The sequence below is a fragment of the Jatrophihabitans sp. sgz311053 genome, from assembly GCF_056135305.1.
Map to the genome: position 1 here is coordinate 824,110 of NZ_JBWAXP010000002.1, position 23,211 is coordinate 847,320.

At 71.1% G+C, this 23,211-nt stretch carries 21 protein-coding genes; 16 read left to right on the forward strand and 5 right to left on the reverse strand.

What is annotated here, in order from left to right:
• The first annotated feature begins 22 nt into the window (after positions 1 to 22).
• The 3 genes from AC0NZQ_RS12855 (at position 23) to AC0NZQ_RS12865 (ending at position 4,197) form a co-directional block, all read left to right on the forward strand.
• A complete protein-coding gene (locus AC0NZQ_RS12855; protein ID WP_474530240.1) occupies positions 23 to 679 on the forward strand; it encodes an ATP-dependent Clp protease proteolytic subunit in 657 nt (218 codons plus the stop codon).
• A gap of 181 nt (positions 680 to 860) precedes the next feature.
• Positions 861 to 2,147 carry an ATP-dependent Clp protease ATP-binding subunit ClpX gene (gene clpX, locus AC0NZQ_RS12860; protein ID WP_474530241.1) on the forward strand — a complete coding sequence of 429 codons (1,287 nt, stop codon included), beginning with the start codon at positions 861 to 863 and terminating at the stop codon, positions 2,145 to 2,147.
• Between the two features lie 106 nt (positions 2,148 to 2,253).
• Positions 2,254 to 4,197 (forward strand): M3 family metallopeptidase, encoded by a 1,944-nt coding sequence (locus tag AC0NZQ_RS12865; protein WP_474530242.1) that lies wholly within the window; start codon positions 2,254 to 2,256, stop codon positions 4,195 to 4,197.
• 77 nt (positions 4,198 to 4,274) lie between these two features.
• On the opposite strand, the gene AC0NZQ_RS12870 is transcribed toward AC0NZQ_RS12865, so the two are convergent.
• The 4 genes from AC0NZQ_RS12870 to AC0NZQ_RS12885 form a co-directional block, all read right to left on the reverse strand.
• Positions 4,275 to 5,372, reverse strand: coding sequence for a transglycosylase SLT domain-containing protein (locus AC0NZQ_RS12870; RefSeq protein WP_474530243.1), 1,098 nt, complete (start codon positions 5,370 to 5,372; stop codon positions 4,275 to 4,277).
• A 14-nt stretch (positions 5,373 to 5,386) separates the two neighbouring features.
• Positions 5,387 to 6,607: a CHAP domain-containing protein gene (locus AC0NZQ_RS12875; protein ID WP_474530244.1), complete on the reverse strand. Its 1,221-nt coding sequence runs from the start codon at positions 6,605 to 6,607 to the stop codon at positions 5,387 to 5,389.
• A gap of 209 nt (positions 6,608 to 6,816) precedes the next feature.
• On the reverse strand, positions 6,817 to 7,074 hold the full coding sequence (locus AC0NZQ_RS12880; RefSeq protein WP_474530245.1) for a hypothetical protein: 258 nt from the start codon (positions 7,072 to 7,074) through the stop codon (positions 6,817 to 6,819).
• A gap of 197 nt (positions 7,075 to 7,271) precedes the next feature.
• Positions 7,272 to 8,261, reverse strand: a complete 990-nt coding sequence (locus AC0NZQ_RS12885; RefSeq protein WP_474530246.1) for a helix-turn-helix transcriptional regulator — start codon at positions 8,259 to 8,261, stop codon at positions 7,272 to 7,274.
• An 89-nt stretch (positions 8,262 to 8,350) separates the two neighbouring features.
• On the opposite strand from AC0NZQ_RS12885, the gene AC0NZQ_RS12890 reads away from it, so the two are divergent.
• The 13 genes from AC0NZQ_RS12890 (at position 8,351) to AC0NZQ_RS12950 (ending at position 22,259) form a co-directional block, all read left to right on the forward strand.
• Positions 8,351 to 10,942: a valine--tRNA ligase gene (locus AC0NZQ_RS12890; protein WP_474530247.1), complete on the forward strand. Its 2,592-nt coding sequence runs from the start codon at positions 8,351 to 8,353 to the stop codon at positions 10,940 to 10,942.
• A 58-nt stretch (positions 10,943 to 11,000) separates the two neighbouring features.
• A complete protein-coding gene (locus AC0NZQ_RS12895) occupies positions 11,001 to 12,287 on the forward strand; it encodes a PepSY-associated TM helix domain-containing protein (RefSeq protein ID WP_474530248.1) in 1,287 nt (428 codons plus the stop codon).
• On the forward strand, positions 12,284 to 12,643 hold the full coding sequence (locus AC0NZQ_RS12900; RefSeq protein ID WP_474530249.1) for a hypothetical protein: 360 nt from the start codon (positions 12,284 to 12,286) through the stop codon (positions 12,641 to 12,643). The genes AC0NZQ_RS12895 and AC0NZQ_RS12900 overlap by 4 nt, the downstream gene beginning before the upstream one ends.
• Positions 12,640 to 13,095 carry a hypothetical protein gene (locus tag AC0NZQ_RS12905; RefSeq protein ID WP_474530250.1) on the forward strand — a complete coding sequence of 152 codons (456 nt, stop codon included), beginning with the start codon at positions 12,640 to 12,642 and terminating at the stop codon, positions 13,093 to 13,095. The genes AC0NZQ_RS12900 and AC0NZQ_RS12905 overlap by 4 nt, the downstream gene beginning before the upstream one ends.
• 11 nt (positions 13,096 to 13,106) lie before the next feature.
• On the forward strand, positions 13,107 to 14,468 hold the full coding sequence (locus AC0NZQ_RS12910) for a bifunctional folylpolyglutamate synthase/dihydrofolate synthase (RefSeq protein WP_474530251.1): 1,362 nt from the start codon (positions 13,107 to 13,109) through the stop codon (positions 14,466 to 14,468).
• 37 nt (positions 14,469 to 14,505) lie between these two features.
• Positions 14,506 to 14,928, forward strand: coding sequence for a DUF4233 domain-containing protein (locus tag AC0NZQ_RS12915; protein WP_474530252.1), 423 nt, complete (start codon positions 14,506 to 14,508; stop codon positions 14,926 to 14,928).
• A gap of 46 nt (positions 14,929 to 14,974) precedes the next feature.
• Positions 14,975 to 15,406 (forward strand): nucleoside-diphosphate kinase, encoded by a 432-nt coding sequence (gene ndk / locus AC0NZQ_RS12920; protein ID WP_474530253.1) that lies wholly within the window; start codon positions 14,975 to 14,977, stop codon positions 15,404 to 15,406.
• A 184-nt stretch (positions 15,407 to 15,590) separates the two neighbouring features.
• Positions 15,591 to 16,607, forward strand: coding sequence for a rod shape-determining protein MreB (gene mreB / locus AC0NZQ_RS12925; RefSeq protein WP_474531389.1), 1,017 nt, complete (start codon positions 15,591 to 15,593; stop codon positions 16,605 to 16,607).
• Between the two features lie 6 nt (positions 16,608 to 16,613).
• Positions 16,614 to 17,561 carry a rod shape-determining protein MreC gene (mreC, locus tag AC0NZQ_RS12930; RefSeq protein ID WP_474530254.1) on the forward strand — a complete coding sequence of 316 codons (948 nt, stop codon included), beginning with the start codon at positions 16,614 to 16,616 and terminating at the stop codon, positions 17,559 to 17,561.
• Positions 17,558 to 18,091, forward strand: a complete 534-nt coding sequence (locus tag AC0NZQ_RS12935) for a hypothetical protein (protein WP_474530255.1) — start codon at positions 17,558 to 17,560, stop codon at positions 18,089 to 18,091. The genes mreC and AC0NZQ_RS12935 overlap by 4 nt, the downstream gene beginning before the upstream one ends.
• Complete coding sequence (locus AC0NZQ_RS12940) at positions 18,036 to 20,210, forward strand: penicillin-binding transpeptidase domain-containing protein (protein ID WP_474530256.1); 2,175 nt, start codon at positions 18,036 to 18,038, stop codon at positions 20,208 to 20,210. Before AC0NZQ_RS12935 ends, AC0NZQ_RS12940 begins: the two co-directional genes overlap by 56 nt.
• Positions 20,207 to 21,457, forward strand: a complete 1,251-nt coding sequence (locus AC0NZQ_RS12945; RefSeq protein WP_474530257.1) for an FtsW/RodA/SpoVE family cell cycle protein — start codon at positions 20,207 to 20,209, stop codon at positions 21,455 to 21,457. The genes AC0NZQ_RS12940 and AC0NZQ_RS12945 overlap by 4 nt, the downstream gene beginning before the upstream one ends.
• A 136-nt stretch (positions 21,458 to 21,593) precedes the next feature.
• On the forward strand, positions 21,594 to 22,259 hold the full coding sequence (locus AC0NZQ_RS12950; RefSeq protein WP_474530258.1) for a hypothetical protein: 666 nt from the start codon (positions 21,594 to 21,596) through the stop codon (positions 22,257 to 22,259).
• A gap of 4 nt (positions 22,260 to 22,263) precedes the next feature.
• Here the strand turns inward: AC0NZQ_RS12950 and AC0NZQ_RS12955 are convergent, their stop codons facing one another.
• A complete protein-coding gene (locus tag AC0NZQ_RS12955; protein WP_474530259.1) occupies positions 22,264 to 23,157 on the reverse strand; it encodes an EamA family transporter in 894 nt (297 codons plus the stop codon).
• Between the last annotated feature and the right edge of the window lie 54 nt (positions 23,158 to 23,211).

Genomic DNA, 23,211 nt, shown 5'->3' on the forward strand with positions numbered 1-23,211 from the left:
TCCCGAGAGAAGGACACATCTCATGAGCGAGCTCTACCGTCCCACCGGGATCGCCGCGGGTGCCCACCTGCCGCAGAACCGCTACGTCCTGCCCTCGTTCGTCGAGAAGACGAACTACGGGATCAAGGAGTCGAACCCGTACAACAAGCTCTTCGAGGAGCGCATCATCTTCCTCGGGGCCCCGATCGACGACGTCGTGGCCAACGACGTCATGGCGCAGCTGATCGTCCTGGAGTCGACCGACCCCGACCGCGACATCCAGATCTACATCAACTCGCCCGGCGGGTCGTTCACGGCGCTCACCGCCATCTACGACACGCTCCAGTACGTCCGGCCCGAGATCCAGACGATCTGCATGGGTCAGGCCGCCTCTGCCGCCGCGGTCCTGCTGGCCGCCGGCACGAAGGGCAAGCGGTTCGCGCTGCAGAACGCCCGGATCCTCATTCACCAGCCCTCCGGCGAGGGCCAGGGTCAGGTCTCGGATCTCGAGATCCAGGCCAACGAGATCCAGCGGATGCGGGTGCTGCTCGAGGAGATCCTGGCCAACCACACCGGCCAGTCCGTCGAGCAGGTCCGCAAGGACATCGACCGCGACCGCATCCTCACGGCCGACCAGGCCAAGGAGTACGGCATCGTCGACGAGGTCATCACCAGCCGCAAGCTGGTTCCCTCCGTCTGACGGACGTCCCGCCTCGGGCAGTCGCCCGGATCGATTGCGTCGTTCCCGGCGCGTTCTCCGGCGACTTCCCGAGGTTTTGCGGGTAACGTGCGAAGTCGCCGTCGGCGCACCTGCGGTGTGCCCGGACGGTCACCAAAGCCCCCACATCAGTTGACGAGCAGTAATCGAGGGAGTGTCGCGCGTGGCACCACGAGTCGGCGAGACCGGCGACCTGCTCAAGTGCTCGTTCTGCGGGAAGAGCCAGAAGCAGGTCAAGAAGCTCATCGCCGGTCCGGGCGTGTACATCTGCGACGAGTGCATCGACCTCTGTAACGAGATCATCGAGGAGGAGCTGGCCGAGACCAGCGACTTCAGCTTCGACGAGCTCCCCAAGCCGAACGAGATCTACGAGTTCCTCAACGGCTACGTGGTCGGCCAGGACGTCGCGAAGAAGACCCTCGCCGTCGCCGTCTACAACCACTACAAGCGCGTCCAGGCCGGCGGCGACAGCAAGCCCCGCAACGCCGACGCCGCCGTCGAACTCGCCAAGTCGAACATCCTGCTGCTCGGCCCCACCGGGTCGGGCAAGACGCTGCTGGCGCAGACGCTGGCCCGGATGCTCAACGTCCCCTTCGCCATCGCGGACGCCACGGCGCTCACCGAGGCCGGGTACGTCGGCGAGGATGTGGAGAACATCCTGCTGAAGCTGATCCAGGCCGCGGACTACGACGTCAAGCGGGCCGAGACCGGCATCATCTACATCGACGAGGTCGACAAGATTGCCCGCAAGGCGGAGAACCCGTCGATCACTCGCGACGTCTCCGGCGAGGGCGTGCAGCAGGCGCTGCTGAAGATCCTCGAGGGCACGGCCGCCTCCGTACCGCCCCAGGGTGGTCGCAAGCACCCGCACCAGGAATTCATCCAGATCGACACCACCAACGTGCTCTTCATCGTCGGTGGCGCCTTCGCCGGGCTCGACACTCTCATCGAGAACCGGGTCGGCAAGAAGGGCTTGGGCTTCGGTGCGGAGCTGCACACCAAGTTCGACAAGGAGACCAAGGACGTCTTCGGCGACGTCATGCCCGAGGACCTCATCAAGTTCGGGCTCATTCCCGAGTTCATCGGCCGGCTCCCGGTCATCACCTCGGTTCGCCCGCTCGATCGGGACGCCCTCGTCCAGATCCTCACCGAGCCCAAGAACGCCCTCGTGCGGCAGTACTCGAAGATGTTCGAGCTCGACAATGTCGAGCTGGAGTTCACCGAGGACGCCCTCGAGGCCATCGCCGACCAGGCCGTCATGCGCGGTACCGGTGCCCGTGGCCTCCGCGCGATCATGGAGGAAGTGCTGCTGTCGGTGATGTACGAGGTGCCGTCCCGCGAGGACGTCGCGCGCGTCGTCATCACCCGCGAGTCGGTGCTCGACAACGTTTACCCGACCCTGGTCCCCCGAGAGCAGGCCAAGCGCCCGCCGCGGGAGAAGTCGGCCTGACCGCTGTCGGCACGCATCCTGGACCGTAACGCCGAATTGTTCGGCGTGTCGGTCCACGATCGGGCTCTCCGCAAAAGTGTCAGCGGGGCTGGCTAGGGTCGGTCAGGTGAGCGACGTGACCACCCCGCAGCCCCTGTCCCTGCCCGCCGCCGACTGGCGCCGCTGGCTCGACGAGCGCGTCGATTCCGGGTTGGCGGCCGCCGAGCAGGCGCTCGCCACGCTGAAGGACGGCACCGAGCGGGATGCGGCAGCCGTGCTCGAGCTGTGGAACGACGCCGACATTGCCTTGCGCGGCGCCGACTCGGTCGCCGGCCTGCTCAGTGAGGTTCACCCCGACGCCGACGTCCGCGAGCTCGCCGAGCAGCGAGCGCAGCAGTTGGCGAAGGTGCGGACCGAGCGGGGGCAGGACGCCGCGCTCTTCGCCGCGATCGAAGCCACGGACCCGGCGCAGCTCGCCGACGACCACGACGCACTGCGCTTGCGGGAGCACGTCCTGCGGGACTTCCGCCGCAGCGGGGTCGACCGCGGTGAGGAGGTCATGGCGCGGCTCCGCGAGATCTCGGAGCGACTCACCGTCCTGGACCAGAACTTCTCCCGCACCATTCGTGACGACGTCCGTTCCATCACCGTCACTCCCGCACAGCTCGCGGGTCTCCCCGAGGACTACGTCGCCGCCCACCCCGCCGACGCCGAGGGTCGCGTGACGATCACGACCGACTACCCCGACTACCTGCCGTTCCGCACCTTCGCCCGTGACGCCGACGCCCGGCGCGAGCTGGCCACTGCCTTCCTCAACCGCGGCTGGCCGGACAACGACGCCGTCCTGCGCGAGATGTTCGCCCTCCGGCACGAGCACGCGCAGCTGCTCGGCTACGACAGCTGGCCCGACTACGACGCCGAGGTCAAGATGATCGGCAGTGCGGGGGCCATCGCCGACTTCGTCGCGAAGGTCGCCGACGCGGCCGAGCCGGCCGGCCGGCGGGACGCGGCCGTCCTGCTGGAGCGCCGCCGCCGTGACGAGCCCGACGCCGACGCCCTGGACGCCGCCAGCACCGGCTACTACAGCGAGCTGGTCCGGCGGGAGAGCTACGACGTCGACTCGCAGCAGGTGCGTCGCTACTTCGCGTTCGACAAGGTCCGCGCCGGTCTGCTCGACGTCACCGGCCGGCTCTTCGGCGTCGAGTACGTCGCGGTGGATGGCGCCGCCTGGCATCCGGCCGTCACCTCCTACGACGTGGTCAAGGACGGCGTCCGGCTGGGGCGCATCCACCTCGACCTGCACCCGCGCGAAGGCAAGTTCAAGCACGCCGCGCAGTTCGACCTGGTCGGGGGTATCCGCGGCCGGCTGCTGCCCGAGGGCGTGCTGGTCTGCAATTTCCCGACCGGGCTGATGGAGCACAACGACGTCGTCACGCTCTTTCACGAGTTCGGGCACCTGGTGCACCACGTCCTCGGCGGCGACCAGCGCTTCGCCCGCTTCTCCGGGGTCGCCACCGAGTGGGACTTCGTCGAGGCGCCGTCGCAGATGCTGGAGGAATGGGCCTGGGACGCAGACGTGCTGCAGACCTTCGCCTCCGACGAGGACGGCACGCCCATCCCGCGCGATCTCGTCGAGCGGATGCGGGCGGCCAACGACTTCGGCAAGGGATTGTTCGTCCGCAATCAGCTCTTCTACACTGCGCTGGCGTTCGAGGTGCATCGCGATCGGCCGGATGACCTCACCGAGCGGGTGAAGCAGCTGCAGGAGCGTTACGACTTCAACCGCTACCTGGAGGGCACGCACTTCCACGCGGCCTTCGGTCACCTCGCGGGCTACACCTCGGCGTATTACACCTACATGTGGTCGCTGGTCATCGCCAAGGACCTCTTCTCCGCCTTCGACCGCGACAACATGTTCGACGCCGAGGTTGCGCACCGGTACCGCGACCGGATCCTCGCGCAAGGTGGTCGTCGGGACGCCGCCGACGTCGTCGCCGACTTCCTCGGCCGGCCCTTCGGCTTCGACGCCTTCGCCGCCTGGCTCGACCGGGCGCCCGTGCCCACGACCTGAGCCCCGTTCACCCACCTGACCGCCACGGCCGGACGGCCGCGGCGGTCAGGTCGTGCTGCTCCCGACAGGTGTCTCCTTCAGAGTGTCTTGCAGGTGGTGTCGCCGTTGGTGGTGGTTCCGGCGCCGGCGTTGAGGGGGGTGAGGCAGACGCGGGTGGCGCCGGTGGGGATGCCGAAGGTGCCGGTGAGGCCGTGGTTGGGGCCGTAGTCGGGGTAGGCGTTGGCGATGTCGGCGCGGGGGGTGTTGGCGGGTCGGGTGGTGCTGGCGAGGGTGGTGCCGGTGTTGTTGATCATGCTGATGAGGACGTTGCTGGGGGAGTGGAGGTCGGGGTCGATGGCCCAGCCGGTGAGGGTGACGGTGTTGTTGGTGTTGGTGGTGGCGTGGTCGAGGTTGCCGACGGGTTGGCCGCCGACGAGGGATTGCAGGTCGCCGAGGCGGGTCCAGGTGCCGGTGACGGGGTCGCGGGCGGCGAGGTAGCTGGTGGAGCGTTCGGGGCTGGAGGGGACGCCGTAGGTGATGGTGTAGCCGTGGTTGCCGTGGCTGGTGGTGGGGTCGTCGGCGGTGATGGTCTGGCTGGCGTTGTTGACGGTGATGCGGACTTGCAGGGGTGTGCTGGTGTGGTCGGGATCGAGGGCGTAGCCGGTGACGGTCCAGCGGCCGGGGCCGCTGTGGGTGTAGGTGGCCGTCCCGGTCGGCGGCGTCGAGGTCGTGGTGAAGACCTCGTCGACCGCGGCCCGCGCGACTGCGAGCTGCTGCTCGTAGTCTTTGCCCCAGTAGGTGACCCACGGTGACCAGTCCGCTCCACCGGCAGAGATGGCGTAGGTCGCCGTGGCTGCAGTGGCAGGGTCGAAGGCCTCCACGTCGGAGACGTCCGGGTGGGCTTGGTCGTTGATCTGCCAGACGCCGCGGTCCCTGCTGCAATCCCCGTTCACGTGAACCGTTCCGGTCCAGCCGGAGCTCTCGGCCAGCGCGACCGCGACCGCGGTGACGTCCGAGTCGTGATCGAAGCCGGCGGCCTTGCCGTACCGGGCGATCTGGGTGGCGGTCAGCTTGCTGCCGCCGTACTGCGAGGACGGCGAACAGGAGTCCGCCCCGGCAGGCGCGGCGAGCACGGCGAGTGAACCGGCGGCCGCCACGGCGACGGTCACGCCGGACAGCAGAAGATGTCGTCTCATCGGTGTCGTCCTCATCAGAGTGTCTTGCAGGTGGTGTCGCCGTTGGTGGTGGTTCCGGCGCCGGCGTTGAGGGGGGTGAGGCAGACGCGGGTGGCGCCGGTGGGGATGCCGAAGGTGCCGGTGAGGCCGTGGTTGGGGCCGTAGTCGGGGTAGGCGTTGGCGATGTCGGCGCGGGGGGTGTTGGCGGGTCGGGTGGTGCTGGCGAGGGTGGTGCCGGTGTTGTTGATCATGCTGATGAGGACGTTGCTGGGGGAGTGGAGGTCGGGGTCGATGGCCCAGCCGGTGAGGGTGACGGTGTTGTTGGTGTTGGTGGTGGCGTGGTCGAGGTTGCCGACGGGTTGGCCGCCGACGAGGGATTGCAGGTCGCCGAGGCGGGTCCAGGTGCCGGTGACGGGGTCGCGGGCGGCGAGGTAGCTGGTGGAGCGTTCGGGGCTGGAGGGGACGCCGTAGGTGATGGTGTAGCCGTGGTTGCCGTGGCTGGTGGTGGGGTCGTCGGCGGTGATGGTCTGGCTGGCGTTGTTGACGGTGATGCGGACTTGCAGGGGTGTGCTGGTGTGGTCGGGATCGAGGGCGTAGCCGGTGACGGTCCAGCGGCCGGGGCCGCTGTGGGTGTAGGTAGCCGTCCCCGTCGGCGGGGTCGAGACTGGCGCGTCGACGACATTCGGCGGGCTCACGTATCCGGAGATGTGGACGTCGTCGCTGCCGGCCGTCGCGGTCACCGGATCGATGTGGCTCTTCAGGTGAACGGTGTTGTCGCTCGGCCGCGGCCCACTGCCCCAGTCGCCATCGACCGTGGTGATCGTGCCGTCGCTGTTGACGGAGTAGACAATCGAGACGTGTCCGCCCGTGGCGCCGTCCGGAGGCCCGTAGACCACGACGTCGCCGACCTCGGGGTTGCCGCGTCCGCCGTCCGGCCGGGCCTTGAAGAGTCCCCGGTCGACGCCCCACGCGCCGACGCCTCGCGCGACTGACGTGGTGGGTACCGGAGTGACACCGACCTGTCGCCACACCCAGTTGGTGAAGTCGGCGCACCACCACTCGTAGCTGTCGCATCCGGCGCCGCCGTCAGGCGCGTACGTCGCGCACTCACCGCCGAGCTGGCTGTACGCCAGTTGTGCTATCTGGCTCCGGGTCGGTGCTGCGGCGGAGGCCGGAGACGCGGTCAGGACGGCGGCGAGGACGGAGCTGCCCAGGGTGCTTGCGAGGAGAGCGACAACGAGCAGGAGCCTCCTCATCCGTCGGGGGCGGCGGCGGTCATCGTCAGTACTGCCGATCGGGGTGCTTCCGGGCATGGCGAAGCCACGCTCCTTTCTTCGAGGGTGTTGTTCCGGCACGGCACCATGGCCGCTTCGGCGGTGAAGTGCGCGCCGCGGGCAGGCGCGCGTGAGCATCGGCGCTCGGAGCGCCGAGCAGGGGTCGTCGCGGCCGGGGCTACGGCGGTCCGTCAGTTGACGGGGCGGTCGCACCACTCCCAGCCGCCGACGATCGTCCCGGCGCCGTTCGTCGGGTTGATCGGGCACGGGGTCGGGGTGGGTGCGGGCCGGGGGGTGGGGTGGGTGCTGCCGCCGGCAAGCGAACCGGCGGCGACGGTTCCGCCAGTCATCAGCGCGCTCGCCGCGAGCGCAAGCCCGGCGAGGCCGGCGGAGAAACGTGATGCGCGACGAGCCTTGCGCCGCGGGTGGCGATCGGGCGTAGTGCTCATGGGTTGCGATTCCTCATTCCACGGGTGTCGGTCAATTGCCCGTTATGGGCTCGATCCCATTCAACGAAGAGGGCATTCGGGCGGCAATGCGAAGTCGTGACAGCTTGCGGACCCTCCCTGATCAGCAAGAGGACGTGTCTCGCGGCCAATTCCGGCAATACCGGCTAAAACGTCTCCGCGCCGGGAGGGACTGGCTTTCACACCCAGCCGCGGCGCGCCGCGAGGACTCCCGCTTCGAAACGGCTGCCGGCCTCCAGCTCCTGCATCAGCCGCGCGATGCGCCGGCGCAGGTGGCGCACCGAGACGCCCACCTCCCGCGCGATGGCCTCGTCGGTGTCACCCTCGGCCAGCAGTGACAGCACCCGCCGGTCGTCGTCGGTGAGCTCGAAGTCCGCGGGCTCCGCCGCGTCCCACACGATCTCGTGGGCGTCGTCCCAGACTCGACGGAACAGCTCGCCGAGCGCCGCGACCAGCGCCGGGTGCCGAACCACCAGTGCACTGCGGCTGCCACCGAGCGGATCAGCCGGGAGGATGGCGACCTCGTCGTCGACGACGATGAGTCGCGACAGCGGCGCGTCCGTCACGCGGATGTCGGCACCCAACAGTGACAGTTCGCGAAGGTAGGCGCGGTTCAGCTCGTCGTCGAGACGCGAGCGCTCGTGGACGATTCGCGCGTCGATCCTGCGCCGCCGCCCTCGCAGGTCGAGGGCACGGCTCGCCTCGAGTGTCTCCTTCGGCTGCGGCCCGCCCGGCTGGAGCGAGAAGACGCTGCGCCGGCTGTGGAAGGACAGCTCGTCCAGGCGTTCGCGGATCTCGGCCAGCTCGTCGATACGTTCCAGGAGGAGCTCGTCACTCGCCTCCCGCTCGCGGTTGCCGCGACGGAAGAGCGCGTCGAGCTGAACGGCATCCTGGCGCAGGCTCGACACTCGCCGCAGCGCGGCGAGCAGATCCTCTTCCCGCGCCTCGATCAGCGCGCCGAGGGCGCTCGCCGGCGCCAGCACCGCGTAGCCGGTCGGGCCGAGGGTGAGCAGCCCGGACTCGGTCATCGCGGCGAGGGCGGCCGTCGCCTCCGGCGCGCTCGTCCCCGCCGCGCGCGCCAGCTCGTCGGTGTCGGTAAAGGCGCCCGCCACGAGCAACCGGTAGAGCCGCTCCTGCAGAGCGGTCAGGCCGAGCCCGTCGAGGGACATCAGACGTGGTCCCTCCACCGCGGCATGCGCCGACCGTACCGCCCGACGCCACCCGGAACCGGTGCGGCGCCGCTCCCTAGAATCGGTTCGTGACCGACACCGCGACCTCCGAGCCCAGCCTGCCGAGCCAGTACCGCCCGGCCGACGTCGAGGGTCGGCTCTACGAGCGGTGGGTCGAGCGCGGCTACTTCACCGCCGACCCGAGCAGTGACAAGCCGCGGTGGTCGCTGGTGATCCCACCGCCCAATGTCACCGGCAGTCTTCACATCGGCCACGCCCTCGAGCAGTCGATGATGGACGCGCTGTCGCGTCGCGCGCGCATGCAGGGCTTCGACACGCTCTGGCTGCCGGGCATGGACCACGCCTCCATCGCGGTGAACAACCTCGTCGAGCGCCATCTGGCCGAGACGCAAGGCAAGTCGCGCAACGACTACACCCGCGAGGAATTCCTGCAGCACGCCTGGGACTGGAAGAACACCTACGGCGGCAAGATCCTCGGCCAGATGCGGCGGCTCGGCGACGGCGTGGACTGGTCACGTGAGCGCTTCACCATGGACGACGGGCTGTCGGCCGCGGTGCAGACCATCTTCAAGAAGCTCTACGACGACGGCCTGATCTATCGCGCCGAGCGCATCATCAACTGGTGTCCGCGCGACCTCACCGCGCTCAGCGACGCCGAGGTGGACCACGCCGACGAGCCCGGCGAGCTGGTGAGCATCCGCTACGGCGAGGGCGAGAACTCCATCGTGGTGGCGACGACCCGCGCCGAGACGATGCTCGGCGACACCGCGGTGGCCGTCCACCCCGACGACGAGCGGTACCGGCACCTCGTCGGCACCGAGGTGGCGTTGCCGCTGACCAACCGGCGCATCCCGATCATCGCCGACGAGCACGTCGACCCTGCCTTCGGCACCGGTGCGGTGAAGGTGACCCCGGCGCACGACCCCAACGACTTCGAGATCGGCCGGCGGCACGACCTGCCGATGCCGACGATCATGGACGAGCGCGGCGCCATCACCGCCCCCGGCCCGTACCAGGGCTTGGACCGCATGGAGGCCCGCTTCGCCATCGTCGCGGCGCTGCGCGAGGACGGCCGCATCGTCGCCGAGAAGCGTCCCTACGAGCACGCCGTCGGACACTGCTCGCGCTGCGACACCGTCATCGAGCCGCGGCTGTCGCTGCAGTGGTGGGTCCGGGTCGAGACGCTGGCCAAGGCCGCCGGCGACGCCGTCCGGGACGGCCGCGTGGCCATCGAGCCCGCCTCGATGCGGTCGCGCTACTTCCAGTGGGTGGACGGCCTGCGCGACTGGTGCATCAGCCGCCAGCTCGTCTGGGGCCACCGCATCCCGGTCTGGTACTCGCCCGACGGCGACGACATCTGCGTGGGTCCGGGGGAGACCCCGCCGGCCGGCTGGACGCAGGACGAGGACGTCCTCGACACCTGGTTCTCGTCCGCCCTCTGGCCGTTCTCGACCCTCGGCTGGCCCGAGCAGACCGAGGATCTCAAGGCCTACTACCCGACCACGGTGCTGGTCACGGGCTACGACATCCTCTTCTTCTGGGTCGTGCGGATGATGCTCTTCGGCCTTTACGCGATGGACGGCGAGGTGCCGTTCAAGACCGTCCTGCTGCACGGTCTCGTCCGCGACGCCAGCGGCAAGAAGATGAGCAAGTCGCGCGGCAATGTGGTGGATCCGCTGCTGTGGATCGACGAGTACGGCGCCGACGCCGTCCGGCTGTCACTGCTGCAGGGGGCCAACCCCGGTGCCGACCAGGCCATCAACGAGGAGTGGGTGGTCGGCGCCCGCAACTTCTGCACCAAGCTCTGGAACGCCACCCGCTTCGCGCTGATCTCCGGCGCGACGGTGGCCGGTGACGTGCCCGCGACCGTCGAGGGCCCGGACGCCTGGATCCTCTCGCGGCTGGCCGCGGTCAACGCCGAGGTGGACGCCCTCTACGAGCGCTTCGAGTTCGCCAAGATCGCCGACGTGCTTTACCACTTCGCGTGGGACGAGGTCTGCGACTGGTACATCGAGCTGGCCAAGCTGTCGCTGTCCGGACCGTCGGCCGACACCACTCGCCGCGTGCTCGGCGAGGTGCTGGACACGCTGCTGCGGCTGCTGCACCCGATGATCCCGTTCGTCACCGAGGAGCTCTGGACGGCGCTCACCGGCGACGAGTCGGTGGTCGTCTCCGCTTGGCCGACCCCGGACGCGACCCGCGACGACCCGGCTGCCACGAAGGACGTCGAGACAATTCAGGCGGTGGTGACCGAGGCGCGGCGGTTCCGCTCCGACCAGGGGGTCAAGCCGTCGCAGCGGGTCCCCGCCCGGGTGGCGGGCGCGTCGCAGACGGTCGAGCCCGCGGTGCGCTCGCTGCTGCGGCTCACCGAGCCCGCCGACGACTTCACCGTCACCGCCTCGATCACCACGGCACCGGGCGTGACCGTCGAGTTCGACCTCTCCGGTGCGGTGGACGTCGTCGCCGAGCGGGCTCGGCTCACCAAGGACCGGGCCGCCGCGGAGAAGGAGCGCGCCGTCAACGCCGGCAAGCTCGGCAACGAGGCCTTCACCGGCAAGGCGCCGGAGGCGGTCGTCGCCAAGGTGCGTGATCGGCTCGCCGCCGCCGAGGCCGATCTCGCCCGTATCGACGCCGCTCTCGCCGCCCTTCCGCAGGGGTGACGTTCCGCTCACAGCTGGCTCTTCTCTTCTAGGTTAGGTAAGGCTAACCTCATCGTCCGTGACGATCGAGACCACGGCCGCACCGAGCCGACCTGTCCGCCGACCCGTTCGCCGCCCCGGGCAGTCGCGCGGTCGCCGCTGGTGGCGTCGCCGTCCCTTCTTCCGCGCCCAGGTGCTGCTTCACCGCTGGCCCGCCCTGGTGCTGGGACTCTTCCTGGTCCTGGAGACGACGTCCGGGGCGGTGCTGCTGTACCACGGCGAGCTCTACCGCGCGACGAGCGGCGACCTCTACCGGCACACGAGCTCGGCGAGCCCGATCACGGCCGAGCGGGCACTGCAGATCGTGACGCGGGCGCAGCCGTCCTACGGCGCGAGCTGGGTCGCGACGGACGACGGCGTGTACGTCGTCGGCAACGCCGGATACAAGGACCTCTACTTCGTCGACCCTGGCACCGGCCGGATCAACGGCCACGACAACACCGACGACGGCTTCCTCGGCTGGCTGGTGAACCTGCACGACTGCGCCTTCACCTGCGAGGGCTACCCCTGGTACTCGTCCTGGCTCGCGCATCCGGTCTGGGAGGGCGGGCCGAGCTTTCTCACTGGCCTGCACTGGGGCGGGCTGCTGCTGGGCGTGCTGGGCCTGTGCCTGCTGCTCCTCGTCGTCACCAGCCTGCGCATCTGGTGGCCCGGCCGCAGGCGCCTCGGTAGCCGGTTCACCGTCCGTCGGGGCAAGGGCCGCTTCGCCCGCGACTACGACCTGCACAACCTCATCGGCGCGATCGCGCTGCCCTTCCTGCTGATGTGGGCCGTCACCGGAGCCGCCTTCGAGTTCCCGGGCGTGGAGAAGGCGTGGCTGGCGATCACCGGCGGCGAGGCCGACCGTCCCGACCCGGTCTACGCCGTGACGCCACGGCAGGTCGCCCCCGGCACCCCCGCACTGAGCTTCGACCAGGTCGTCTCGATCGCGCTGGCCAAGGCGCCGGGGACGGTGGCCTCGGTGACCGTCCCGACCAAGGAGGTCGGCTACTGGGAGGTCGACATCGAGAGCGGTTACGGCTCCTACGCTCACCGGGCGATCTACCACGGCGACACCTACGTCTACGTCGATCCGCACGTCGCCGACAACGTCACCGTCGTCGACACGGCCCGCGACGCGCCGCTGGCCAATCGCTTCTACGACAAGTACCTGGAGCCGACCCACTTCGGCTGGCAGGTCAACGGCTGGTGGCGCATCGCCTGGCTGCTGCTGGGGCTCAGCCCGTTGCTGCTCATGATCACCGGCATCTCGACCTGGCTCCATCGCCGCGGGGTGAGGCGGCGCCGCGCCCTGGCCCGCGCATGATCGACTCGCTCGCGCTGACCATCACGCTGGCCTGTCTCGCCGCGGCGGCGGGGACCGCGGTCGCGACGCTGCGGGGCCGGTTCCGCGGCGACGCCGTCGCTCGCGGACTGCTGGTCCTGGAGGTGGCGCTCATGGTGCAGGCCGTCCTGGACGTGGTCGGGTTGGTCCGCGGACATCGGCTGCCGGAGCCCGCCACCCATCTGGCCTATCTCGCCTTCTCGCTCGTCGTGCTGCCGGTGGCGACGGCGCAGGTGAACGGCGCCACCGGACGCTGGGCCGGCGCCGTCGTCGTCGCGGCACTCGTCGTGCAGGCGGTCGTGGTGGTCCGATTGCAGACGACCTGGCGTTCGGCGTGACGGCGCCCGCACCGCCGCCCCTGCCCGCCGTCCCGGCCGAGCCGGCCTCCCGCACGGTCGGTCCCGAACGGCTGCTGGTGCTCGGCTACGGCCTGCTCGTGGTGGCGGCCGGGGCGCGCAGTGCGGTGCAGTTGGCGACCGACGCCGCCCGGGCGCCGGTGGCCTACTCGCTCTCGGCTGCGGCGGCCGTGGTGTATCTGGCCGGCTTCCTCGCGCTCCGGCGGGCGGCGCGCGCGGGTGCGGACGCCGAGCCCCGGCTGGCGGCCCGGACCCTCGCGGGCGTGGTGGCCGTCGTCGAGCTCGCCGGCGTGGCCGCGGTGGGTAGCGTCAGCGTGGTCTGGCCGGCGGCGCTCGGCGCGGCCAGCGTCTGGTCGTCCTTCGGGGCCGGCTACCTCTTCCTGCCGCTGGTCCTGCCGGTGGCCGTGCTCGGGTGGCTGCGCCGCCGTCCGTAGGATCAGAGCCCGTGGCAGGCGGCAGAGTCGACTTCGCGGCGGAGCTGCGCGCGATCGAAGGCGAGATCTTCGGGCGCCGCGGCGAGGGGCACATCCATCCCACCAACGAGCGGATGCAGGCGCTCGTCGACCTGCTCGGCGATCCGCAGCGTGCCTTCCGGGCCGTCCACCTCACCGGGACCAACGGCAAGACGAGCACGGCGCGCATGATCGACGAGCTGCTGCGCGCCTTCGGCATCCGCACCGGCCGGTACACCAGTCCGCATCTGACCAGCGTCACCGAGCGCATCGTCGTGGACGGCGAGCCGGTGAGCGACCAGCGCTTCGTCGAGGGTTACCGCGAGATCGAGCCCATGCTGCGGCTGATCGACGAGCGATTCGACGTCCCGCTCTCCTTCTTCGAGATCGTCACCGCGCTGGCCTTCTCCCTCTTCGCCGACGTCCCCGTGGATGTCGGTGTGATCGAGGTCGGCCTCGGTGGCACCTGGGACAACACCAACGTCGTGGACGCCGAGGTCGCCGTCGTCACCCCGATCGGCCTGGACCACACCGAATACCTCGGCGACACCGTCGCGCGCATCGCCACCGAGAAGGCCGGGATCATCAAGCCCGGTGCCACCGCGGTCCTCGCGCTGCAGCCGGCCGAGGCGCAGCAGGAGCTGCTGCGCCGCATCGTCGAGGTGGAGGCCACCGTCGCCCGCGAGGGCATGGAGTTCGGCGTCGTCGATCGGCAGATCGCCGTCGGCGGACAGTCGATCTCGATTCAGGGCCTCGGCGGCGTCTACGACGAGATCTTCCTGCCGCTGCACGGGGCGCATCAGGCGCAGAACGCGGCGGTGGCGCTCGCCGCCGTCGAGGCGTTCTTCGGCGCCAGCCGGTCGTCCGGCCCCATCGACGCCGACGTCGTCCGCGAGGCGTTCGCCGGGGTCCGCTCGCCGGGACGTCTCGAGCCCATCCGCTCGGCGCCGACGATCCTGCTCGACGCCGCCCACAACCCGTCGGGGATGGCGGCGACGCTCGGCGCCATCGGCGAGGCATTCTCCTTCCGTCGGCTCGTCGCCGTCGTCGCCGTGATGGCCGACAAGGACGTCACCGGCATGCTCGAGCAGCTCGAGCCGGTCGTGGACGAGATCGTGGTCACCGAGGTGTCGGGCAGCCGCCGCATGGACGTCGACGACCTCGCCGCGCTCGCCGAGGACGTCTTCGGTCGCGACCGCGTCACCACCGAGCCCCGCCTGGACGACGCGATCGAGTCGGCGGTCCGGTTGGCCGAACTCAGCGACGACCCGGTGATCTCCGGGGCCGGCGTCCTCGTCACCGGTTCGGTGGTGACCGTCGGCGAGGCGCGGGTCCTGCTGGCGCGGCAGCGATGAGCGACGCTTGCGGAGCGAGCGGTCGGGGCGAGGATCGATGAGCGAGCAGACCAACCCGGCCGCCGCGGACCCCGACGAGCCCACCCCGGAGCAGTACGAGGCGCGAGCGCGGCGCGCGAACAAGGCCACGCGGGGCGCCCTGGCCGGCGTGCTGGCCCTGGAGGCGCTGGTCATCCTGCTGGTGCCACGGGCGATCAAGTTCACCAGCGGGCTGGGCACCACCCGCACCGTCGTCCTCTTCGTCATCGTGGCGCTGCTGGTCGTCGGTGCGGCGTCGACGCGACGGTCCTGGGGGATCGGCTACGGCTCGGCGATGCAGGTGGTCTTCACCGCCACCGGCTTCTTCCTGGTCTCGCTCTTCCTGGTCGGGGCGATCTTCGCCGCCATCTGGCTGCGGTTGCTCATGCTGCGGCACGAGATCGTCGGCACCGCCGGCAACTGGCGGATGCTCGTCGAATGAGCCGCCGGTCGAACGGTGCCGTACCGGGTCGGTAGGGTCCGTGCACGTGACTCAGAGCGCGACCGAACGCACCCTCGTCCTCGTCAAGCCCGACGGCGTGGCCCGCGGCCTGACCGGCGAGGTGATCCGGCGGATCGAGACCAAGGGCTACCGCGTCGTCGCGCTGCAGCTCGTGCAGGCCACGCCCGAGCTGCTGGCCCGGCACTACGAGGAGCACCAGGGCAAGCCCTTCTACGAGCCGCTGGTCGAGTTCATGCTCTCCGGTCCCGTGGTGGCGCTCGTCGCCGAGGGACAGCGTGTCATCGAGGGTTTCCGGTCGCTGGCCGGCACCACGGACCCGACCGGCGCCGCTCCCGGCACCATCCGCGGCGACCTCGGCCGGGACTGGGGACTGAAGGTGCAGCAGAACATCGTGCACGGCTCCGACTCCCCGGAATCGGCGGCACGCGAGATCGCGCTCTGGTTCCCCGCGGGCTGACCCCACCCGGCTGAGGTCGCCGGCGGACGGCTGAGGCGGTCCTTAAGCGTCGCCACACAAGTAACATCCGTCCCGCGCGTCGCAGCGGGTTGTGGCGTGTCGGCGACCCTACGATCCGGTGGTGACCTTCACTCCGTTGGCGAAACGCGCTGTCGTCTCGCGCGTGACCCAGCGCGGTGGGGACCTGCTCGGCGGCGATCTGGCGATCGATCTCGGCACCGCCAACACCCTCGTCTACGCGCGTGGCCGCGGCATCATGCTCAACGAGCCGTCCGTCGTCGCGGTCGACACCTCCAGCAACTCCGTAGTCGCGGTGGGCGCCGAGGCCAAGCGCATGATCGGCCGGACGCCGGATCACATCCGCGCGGTGCGGCCGCTGCAGGACGGCGTTATCGCCGACTACGACGTGACGTCGGAGATGCTGCGCTACTTCGTGCGCAAGGTGCTGCGTCGCCGCGGCGCCTTCACCGGACCGCGCATCGTCGTCTGCGTGCCGTCGGGCATCACCGGGGTGGAGCAGCGCGCCGTCAGCGAGGCCGCCTACGCCGCCGGCGCCCGCAAGGTGCACATCATCAGCGAACCGATGGCCGCCGCGATCGGCGCCGGCCTGCCCGTCAACCAGCCGGCGGGGTCGATGGTCGTCGACATCGGCGGCGGCACCACCGAGGTCGCGATCCTCGCCCTCGGCGGCATCGTGGCGGCCACCAGCGTGCGGGTCGCCGGCGACGCCCTGGACCTCGCCATCGTCGACCACGTCCGGTCGGAGTTCTCGCTGCTCATCGGTGAGCGGACGGCCGAGGAGCTGAAGATCTCCGTCGGCTCGGCCTTCCCGACCTCGGGTCCGAAGAGCGCCGAGATCCGCGGCCGGGACGTCGGCTCCGGACTGCCGCGCAACGTCACCATCTCCGGCGACGCGCTGCGCAAGGCCATGGACGCGCCGCTGGCCCGCATCGTCGCCGCCGTCCGCGCCACCCTGGACCGTTGCCCACCCGAGCTCGCCGGCGACCTCGTCAGCCGCGGCATCGTCCTCACCGGCGGCGGCGCGCTGCTGCGCGGCCTGGATGCCAGGTTGCAGCACGAACTGGGTGTCCCGGTGCTGGTCGCCGAGCGGCCGCTGGACTCCGTGGTCCTGGGCACCGCCACCGTCGTCGAGCACTTCGACCAGCTGCAGAAGGTCGTCGTCGACGGCCACCGACGCTAGGCCGCCATGCGCTCGCTGACGCGCCGGCAGCGCACGGCCGCGATCGTGCTCGCCGTCGTCGCCCTCGGCTTCCTCACCCTGGATCTCGGGGGCGGCAGCCTCTCGAACGCGCACAGCGGCGTGCGCGGCTTCTTCGGGTCGCTCTACCGCGGCACCGACGCCGTGCTCGGGCCCGCGCGTCGCTGGGTGCAGGGGGTGCCCTCGGCCGGGACGAACGAGGCCACGATCCAGGACCTGCGCGCCGAGAACGCCACGCTGCGTGGCCGGCTCGCCGCGCAGGCGGCGGACGCGCGAACCGCCCGGCAGCTGGCCCGGCTCAAGCTCGCCGCACAGGACGGCCGCCGGGTGCTGCCGGCCCGGGTGATCGCCTACGGTCCGGGGCAGGGCTTCGACTGGACGGTCACGCTCGATGCCGGTCGGGGCGACGGGGTGCGGACCGGGCAGAGCGTCACCGACGGCGCCGGTCTCGTCGGTCGCGTCCTCACGGTCGACGCCGACAGCAGCGTGATCCTGCTCGCCGCCGATCCCGGCTCGGGTGTGGGCGTCCGCGACACCCGCTCCGGCGAGCTCGGCATCGCCACCGGCGCCGGGAGCGACGGCTTCAGCTTCAGCCCGCTCGACCCCGGCGCGGCGATCAAGGTCGGGGACCGGCTGATCACCGGTCCGGTGGGGTCGAGCAGCTTCGTCGCCGGACTGCCGGTGGGGACGATCGCCACCGTCCGTCGGTCGGCGGACGGCACGGTCACCGCGACGGTGCGCGCCGCCACCTCGCCGACCGCCGTCGACGTCGTCGGCGTCATCACCGACGTCCCGACGAGCACCGCCGGACGCGAGCCCCTGGCGGGGGCCGAGCCGTCGTCGAACCCCACCGGCACCTCGCCGTCCGGCCGGTCCACCGCGACCACCCCGCCGACGACGCCCCGGGCGCCGGCTGCCACGGACAGCTCGCGATGACGCGCGCCCGGGTCGCTGCCGCCGTGGCCGTGATCATCACGTCGCTGCTGCTGCAGGCCACGGTGGTGGGGCCTGCCTTCGGTGCCTGGCCGGTGAGCCTGCCGGCGCTGGTCGTCGCCGCGGTGGCGCTGGTGGACGGCCCCGCCGCCGGCATGTCCTTCGGCTTCGCGATGGGTCTGGCCGCCGACCTGGCGTCCCGGCATCCGGCGGGCGTGCTCGCGCTCTGCTGGCTCGGGCTCGGCCTCGTCAGCGGAATGCTCGGCGAGCACGCGAGGCTGCCGCGCACTGCCCTCACCGCCGGCGTCGGCGCGGCCGTCGCCGCCTCGGCCGCCACGCTGCTGCTGGCCCTCACCCACCGGGGCGGCACGGCCTCGGATGCCGTCACCGAACTGGTCCCGGTGGCGCTCGTCGGCAGCCTGCTCGCGCTGGCCGTGGTGCCGCTGGCCCGTCGCATGCTGCACACCGAGTACCTGCGTGCCCCGCATCCGGTCTACACCGAGCTCGTCCTGGAGCCGCACCGTGGTCGGTGAGCCGCTGCTGCAGCCGGGTCCGGGCCCCGTCCGCCGCGGGGCACCGCCCAGCCGGCGACGGCTCGCACTCGTCGTCGGTCTCGTCGCCTCGCTGATGCTGACCCTCTTCGCCCGGCTCTACTATGTGCAGCTGCTCGACCCGAACAAGCCGGAGCAGACGGCCTTCGCCACCCGCGAGGCACCGATCGTGCTTCCGGCGCCGCGGGGACTGATCGTCGACGCCCTGGGCCGCGTCCTCGTCGGGAACACCGCGGTGCGGCAGGTGACGGTGAGTCGGGAGACGCTGCTGCAGCAGCCCGACAAAGGCCGTGCCGTGCTCCGGCGACTCGCCGGGCTGCTGCAGACCTCGGCCGACCAGCTCGGTAAGAGCATCACGCCCTGCTCGCCGAAGGTCCCCGCTCCCTGCTCGACCGGCGAGCCCTACGCGCCGGTGACGGTCTCGAAGAACGCCTCGACCGACGTGGTGCTCGCCATCAGCGAGCGGCGCGAGCAGTTCCCCGGTGTCGCGGTGCGCACGGTCAGCCAGCCGGTGTATCCGCGGGGCACCCTCGCCGCCCACCTGCTCGGCTACACCGGGCAGATCACCGAGGCGGACAAGAAGCGCAACCCCGATCTCTACGACGTCGACACCATCGGCACGGCCGGTCTGGCCGAGCAGTACGACAGCGTGCTGCGCGGTGTCGACGGCAAGCAGTACGTGGACCTCAACCCGCAGGGGTACGCCGTCGGCGACGGCCGCTACGTCGCGCCGGTCCAGGGCGACACCCTCGTCACCAGCATCGACGCCCGGTTGCAGGCGCTGGCGGAGAAGTCACTGGCGCAGCAGATCCGCGACTCGCGCAAGGCGGGCAAGCCGGCGCCGTCGGGCTCGGTGGTGATCATGGATCCGCAGACCGGCCGTGTCGTGGCCTCGGCCAGCTATCCCACCTACGACCCGAGCCTGTTCACCGGCGGGATCTCGAACGCCGACTACCGCACGCTGACCTCCACCGCCGCGAACGTCCCGCTGCTCAACCGCGCCACGCAGGGGGAGTACGCGCCCGGTTCGACCTTCAAGCTGATCACCTCGTCCTCGCTGCTGGAGCACCGGCAGATCAACACCCGCGACGACTACCCCTGCCCCGGTTCGCTGAGCGTCGACGGCCGGGTCAAGACGAACTACGACAGCGAGTCGCTCGGACCGATCGATCTGCGCAACGCATTGGGCTACTCGTGCGACACCTTCTACTACCGTCCGGCCGCCGACGAGTACTACGCCGACCAGCGTCGTATCGCCAAGGGCAAGAAGCCGAACGAGTGGCTGCAGGCCATGGCCCGCGAGTTCGGCGTCGGCACCGCGCCGGGCGTGGATCTCCCCGCCGGCGAGCAGGCCAGCGGCAGCTACGCCGATCGGGAATCCCGGCTGGCGCGCTGGAAGGCCAACCGCGCCGAGTACTGCGCGGCCGGGCGCCGTGGCTACCCGGAGGTGAAGGACGCTTCGCAGCGGGCGTACCTCACCCTGCTGGCCAAGGAGAACTGCACCGACGGCTGGCGCTACCGCGCCGGCGACAATGCCGACCTCTCCATCGGTCAGGGCGAGACGACGATGTCGCCGCTGCAGCTCGCGGTCGCCTACAGCGCCCTGGTCAACGGCGGGCGCATCTTCGCGCCGACGATCGGCAAGGCCGTCGTGGACGGCAAGGGCAAGGTGGTGCGGACCATCGACGCGAAGGTCCGCAACACCATCGACCTGCCCCAGAAGTACTTCGACTACATCGCCAAGTCGCTGAACTTCGGCCGCGGTTACGCGGTCTCCGGGGCTTTTGCCTACATCGGCGCAAAGTACGCCTCGCGCATCGGCGGCAAGACCGGCACGGCCGAGGTCGAGGGCAAGCAGGACACCTCGTGGCTCGCCACCTGGGGGCCGACCTACCAGCAGGGCGGCCACGTCCGGGCCCGCTTCGTCATGGTCGGCATGGTCGAGCAGGCCGGTACCGGTGCGACCGCCGCCGGACCGATGCTCAAGCGCATCTGGGACGGCGTCTTCGGCGCCGACGGCAAGGCGCCCGTCGTCGCGGGGGAGCGGCCGCAGACGGCGCTGCCGCGGATCTCGCCGCAGGTGAGGGTGAGCGGACGATGACCGACCTGCTGCGCCGCCCCGACGTCACCCCACCGGCCGCCGTCGAGCCGCCACGTCCGCCGGTGCCCCGGGCCCGCGACCCGCGCGCGCCCTTCCCGATGGCGCGGACCGTGCTGCCAGCGCGGCGCCGGATCCGTGGCTACGACATCCCGTTGGCCGCCCTCGCGCTGGTGCTCGCCCTCATCGGAGCGCTGCTGGTCTGGGCCGCGACCCGGCAGCAGCAGGTCTCGGCGCACGCCGACCCGCAGGCCTTCCTCTACCGGCACCTGATCAACATCGTCATCGCCTGCGGGCTCATGATCCTCGCCTCGCGCCTGGACGCCCGGCTGCTCCGACTGCTCGGCCCGGTGCTGTACGTGGCGAGCGTGTTGGGGCTGCTCCTGGTCTTCGTGGCGGGATCCACCATCAACGGCGCCCACGCCTGGATCGTGCTCCCCGGCGGCATGGAGGTGCAGCCGGCGGAGTTCTGCAAGCTCGGTCTGGTCGTCGGCATGGCCGTGCTCTTCACCTCCCGCGACGACAGCGCGACCGACGACGGGGAGCTGAACCCGACCAACCGCGAGGTCCTGCGCGCCGTCGGGCTGCTGGCGGTGCCGGGCGCGTTGATCATGCTGCAGCCCGACCTCGGCTCCACCATGGTGCTGGCCTGTGCCGGTCTCGGCGTGCTGGTGACTGCCAACGTCAAGGCCCGGTGGACGGTGGGGCTGCTGGTGGCGGGCATCCTCACCGCGGTCATCGCGATCCACGCGGGGGTGCTGGCGCAGTACCAGCTCGACCGCTTCGCCAACTTCATGCATCCGATGTCCGATGTGCAGGGCGCGGGCTACAACTACCACCAGGCCTGGATCGCCATTGCCCACGGCGGGCTCTGGGGCACCGGCCTCTTCCGGGGGCCGCAGACCACCGGCGGCTTCGTCCCCGAGCAGCAGACCGACTTCGTCTACTCGGTGGCCGGCGAGGAGTTCGGCCTCGTCGGCGCGGGCCTGATCATCGTGCTCTTCGCGCTGCTCTGCTGGCGCGGCCTGCGCATCGCCCGCGAGGCCGACCCGGTGGGCCGCCTGGTCGCCGCCGGCGTGGTCTGCTGGATCGCCTGCCAGGCCTTCCAGAACATCGGGATGAACCTGGGACTCACCCCCATCACCGGCGTACCGCTGCCGTTCGTCTCCTACGGCGGATCCTCGATGTTCGCGCAGGCGCTCGCGCTGGGGTTGCTGCAGGCCGTCCATCGCCGTGCGACCGTGGACTGACCTCGCCTCGACAGCGGGGGTGGTCGGCCGTTCGCCGATCCGTGGCCGTTTCGTGATGCGGTGCTGCAACGCCGCGGTGGCGCAGACCGTCACAGCTGCAGAGGGCCCACTCGGGGCCCGTCCGGGAGGACAGCTCATGAGCACCACACCCAAACCCGACCGCCGCCGGCCCCTCGGCCTGATGATGGCCGTCCTGGCGATGGCCGCCGCGGTGGCCGGCGCCATCGCCCTCGTCGGCGCCTCGTCGGCCGGCGCCGCGACCGACACGCGACGGGTCGTCGTCCGTCCCGTCACCGCGAGCGGACATCCGGCGCCGGGCTGGCGGGTGACGACGCAGTCGCGGTCGGTCTCCTGCGACGGCGCCTCGGCCGGCGCCGTGGACGACGGCATCGCCTTCTGCGGTGTCAGCGCCGACTACACGGTGGCGTGCTGGCACGCCGCCGACCGCGGCCGGGTGCTCTGCCTCGCCGACCCGATCAAGCACCGCCTGGACAGCATCACGCTCATCGGCCGGTTCCCGCCGGTCCACGCGCCCCGGCACCCGGCACCGCAGGCGCTGCGCACCGCTGTCGGCGGCTACTACACCGTCCGGGACGGCGGTACCGGTCCGGTGCTGACCCACCACCGCAACTGGGTGCTCTTCTACTACGGCAGCGACGGTCGGTTCGTCGCCGGCCCGCAGTCCTCCGACGGTGTCAACCGGCGGCACGCGCAGTGGTTCGTCACCACCTTCGCCACTGCGAAGCAGCAGGGGCTGCGCCAGAGCGTCGCCACCGCCTACTTCGTGGGCACCGCGCGCTGAGCGCTCAGGTCCCGTCGCCGACCGGCACCGGCCGGCGACGGGACGTCAGCGTCGAGCCGACACTTGCCGTGACGACCATGAGCAGCGCGAGGCCGAGCGCCAGGCTCGGATGCTCGCCGAGCACGACGACGCCGGCCAGGGCGGCGACCGCGGGCTCCAGGCTCATCAGCAGCCCGAAGACCGCGGTGGACAGCCGCCGCAGCGCCACCAGCTCCAGCGAGTAGGGCACCAGCGAGGAGAGCACCGCCACTCCGAGACACGCCGCCAGGACGCCCGGCTGCAGCAGGTCGGCCCCGCCCTGGACGATGCCGGCGGGAGCCACGAGCAGCGTCCCCACCGCCATGCCGATGGCCAGCGCCTCCAGGGCGCCGAAGGACTGGCCCACCCGCTTGGCGAGCAGGATGTAGCCGGCCCAGCAAGCCGCCGCGACGAGCACGAAGACGATCCCGATGGCCTCGATCCCGTCGTCACCGCCGCGGGTGGCGAGCAGCGCGACGCCACCCCCGGCGAGCAGGACCCACAGCCCGTCCACCGGACGCCTCGAACCCGCCACCGCCACCGCCAGTGGTCCGGTGAACTCGATGGTCACCGCCACGCCGAGCGGCAGGTGGTCCAGCCCCTCGTAGAAGCTCCAGTTCATCCCCGCCAGGGCGAGGCCGTACGCCGCGACCAGGCAGAGCTCCCGTCGGCTGCGGCCCGCCAGCCGCGGGCGCACCGTTACCAGCAGGACGGCCGCGGTGAAGAACACCCGCAGAAACGCCACACCGCCGGGGCCGGCAGAGTCGAAGATCGTGTCGGCAAAGGCGGAGCCGAACTGCACCGAGCAGATCGCGACGAGCAGCAGCAGCTGCGGTGGCGCGGCACCGATCCGGTCGGCCGGCGTCCGCGTCCTCGTCACGGGCTGATCACGCTGCGAATCCTAGGCAGCGCGCGGTGGCCCGAGGTCGTCCGG